Source organism: Proteiniclasticum sediminis (assembly GCF_018128025.1).
Classification (GTDB): Bacteria; Bacillota; Clostridia; order Clostridiales; family Clostridiaceae; genus Proteiniclasticum; species Proteiniclasticum sediminis.
Map to the genome: position 1 here is coordinate 1 of NZ_JAGSCS010000042.1, position 2,575 is coordinate 2,575.

Sequence of the window (2,575 nt, forward strand, 5' to 3'; positions counted from 1 at the left end):
TAGGCCGTGAGCTGATCCTTCCAGTTCTCGTTGCCATAGGTATAGACCACGGTTTTTTGAGCCGGGCCCACTTCCCCCAGGGTATAGGCATGGACGCTCTTCGTCCGAAGATTCCCCCCGTCATCATACGTATAGGTCACAGTCTCCTGCCGCCCGGCCTGGTCCTCCCGGACCAGTTCATTCAGGGCATTGGAGAATTAAGTTTTTGCTCCAAATCTTCGAGAATCTTTTTCCTGATTTTTGCCTCTTTTTGATTTTCTTCTTGCCACCTTCTTAAATTAGAACCTTCAGATAAAAATTTCAGGGCACTTTCTTTTACATTTGGCAATAAATTACCTAAGTCCCATTGCAGATCCGCTAAAACAAACCAAAAAACAGAAGCATCGTCAACATCAGAAATCTCTTCTTGATATCGATCAATCAATTTATTTGTTACTTCAATATTTGTTTTACCAAGCTTTAATAGATCAATGTAATAATTTTTAATATCATTAGCTATATCATCCTGATACAATTTTGGTCCCCATGAAGCCATATTTATTCCTCCTTATTGCCCTGTCCAATATAATGTCTCGTTTGAGATTTGATTGTTCACATAATGAGCAAATTGCCGTCCAGCCGCCATATATGTATTAAAATTTTTATTATTTGGACCAATGCCATAAATACTATTTAAGTAGTTTTTAGTATTGTACTTTAGTATTGCAATCTGCTCTAATCCTCTTGCTTGATAATAATTAAGTCCTGACTTGATTGGAATAAAATCCAGCCCGACTGTTTTACTACCAAGAGTATTATGTGCTTTTTCACGAGCCGTTACATTTATTGTTCGACCAACATATTGAACTTTTCCACTCTTATCAACTAGTTTATAAACTGTATGGTCTTTCTTTAGTTTTTTTTCGACATCCCTAGATATTATAGCTCCAGCTGTTGATACAGCCATTGAGAAAATTCAGGTACGGCATGTGGAAACAGTGGACGGACAAAAGCAGCAGGTAATTACCATTGTGTGGAAGTTTGCGGGGGAAATGTAATGTTATTTAATTTCTTTTACCTTATATTGCGTTAACATGGCAAGTAAGAATTCAAAATTAGTTGCTTTGCTATCAATATAAATTTTTTTATTGTAAATTTCCAATATAAGATTGTTTGTGCCAAATTTATAGCTTACACACTCTTCATATCTAAGTCTGTGATTTCTACCAAAAATGGTTCTGTAGATAAAATAATCTTCGTGGCGGAAAACATGAATTTGCCAAACGATGCTTGATACAACGACAATTGCACCAAATAAAAATAGTGCAATCCATACAAGTTCAAACAAAGGGTCATGTTGAAAAAGAACCATTAATATAAGGCACATTAACGTAAATGACATTTCTACGCATCCTACCCACAAATACGCTTTTGGCAAACGAATAATGATATGTTCTTTTGACAAATTCTTAATTATTTCGTCACTATTACGTTTATCAATGTTGGATAAAAGCAGTCCAAGAGCAATTGGTATTAGTGCTGGAATAATTAGGCGAACTATTATCTGCATTTCACTCACCTCACTCAATATCCTAATTTCCAGCGAGCAAATGTATTTACAATCGTACCAAAAGTCAATCTACTAATTGCAACTTTGGTTGAAGTTATAGCTGCAACTTTTTCAGCAGTAAATTTTGCAATTTGCTTTGTTGCATATTTAACATTTGCTCTGCGCATTTCTCTTGATATCCCCCTTGATGCACTCTTCCAAGCTGCTGTAAGGCCTTTAGCATTGGCCCCTTTTCCACCTATTCTACCACCTAATCCACCGGCAATAGTGCTTGCAACTACTCCTCCAACCGTAACTTTTTCGCCTTTTACAGCCTGTTCTGCAGCATAAGTTCCACCACCAAGTGCTGCATTGATTCCTACTGAAGCACCCAATCCGATTCCAGTTGAAGCCACTGCGCCAGATATTGCACCCGATACAAAATTCACACCAATGACTTTTAAATCAACTTTTCCCGTAGTTGCATACTGTGAAACAGCGGAAACCGTTGCACCTATCACTCCACCAACTATTGCACCTATTGCAATCCAACAATCTCCTTCTTCATCAGTTCGCATAATTGGATTATTGTCACAATAGGCAAATAGATTTTTATCTGTCAGTTCATTTGGACTTACAAATAACGTTGAGGAATCATCTGAATTCAAGAACCGCCCGATTTCCGGATTGTAGTACCGGGAACCCAGGTAGTAGAGCCCCGTCTCCGCATCATAGGCGTACCCCCGATACCGGTAGGGATTCTTCTGCCCCAGGGTTTCCGCCAGGCTTCCTTCCACGGTGAGCGGTTTTCCCCACGTGTCATAGGTATAGCGTACCACAAGTGCCCCGGTGCGATCCAGCAGCCCGATGACATCCCCCTGGAGATTGTGGACATAGAAATACGTCTCCTCATTCCAGGTCAGGGCAAAGAGACCGCCCTGGCCGTCTCGGCTGTAGTGGAGGGTATCGTTTCCCTGCATCTCATAGGCCACCTGGGTTCCCGAGAGGATGTACCGGGTGGTGACGCCATTGACGGTTTTTTCGATG

The 2,575-nt window shown here is 40.3% G+C and carries 4 protein-coding genes; all 4 read right to left on the bottom strand.

All coding sequences use genetic code 11. The features are described from left to right. Positions 1-181 precede the first annotated feature (181 nt). Positions 182-535 (bottom strand): hypothetical protein, encoded by a 354-nt coding sequence (locus KCG48_RS14335; protein WP_211802861.1) that lies wholly within the window; start codon positions 533-535, stop codon positions 182-184. Positions 536-547: 12 nt separating this feature from the next. Then, positions 548-946, bottom strand: a complete 399-nt coding sequence (locus KCG48_RS14340) for a hypothetical protein (protein WP_211802862.1) — start codon at positions 944-946, stop codon at positions 548-550. Positions 947-1,039: 93 nt separating this feature from the next. Further along, positions 1,040-1,549: a DUF6560 family protein gene (locus tag KCG48_RS14345; protein ID WP_211802863.1), complete on the bottom strand. Its 510-nt coding sequence runs from the start codon at positions 1,547-1,549 to the stop codon at positions 1,040-1,042. Between the two features lie 14 nt (positions 1,550-1,563). Next, on the bottom strand, positions 1,564-2,575 hold a 1,012-nt coding region (locus tag KCG48_RS14350), incomplete at its 5' end, for an RHS repeat-associated core domain-containing protein (protein ID WP_211802864.1).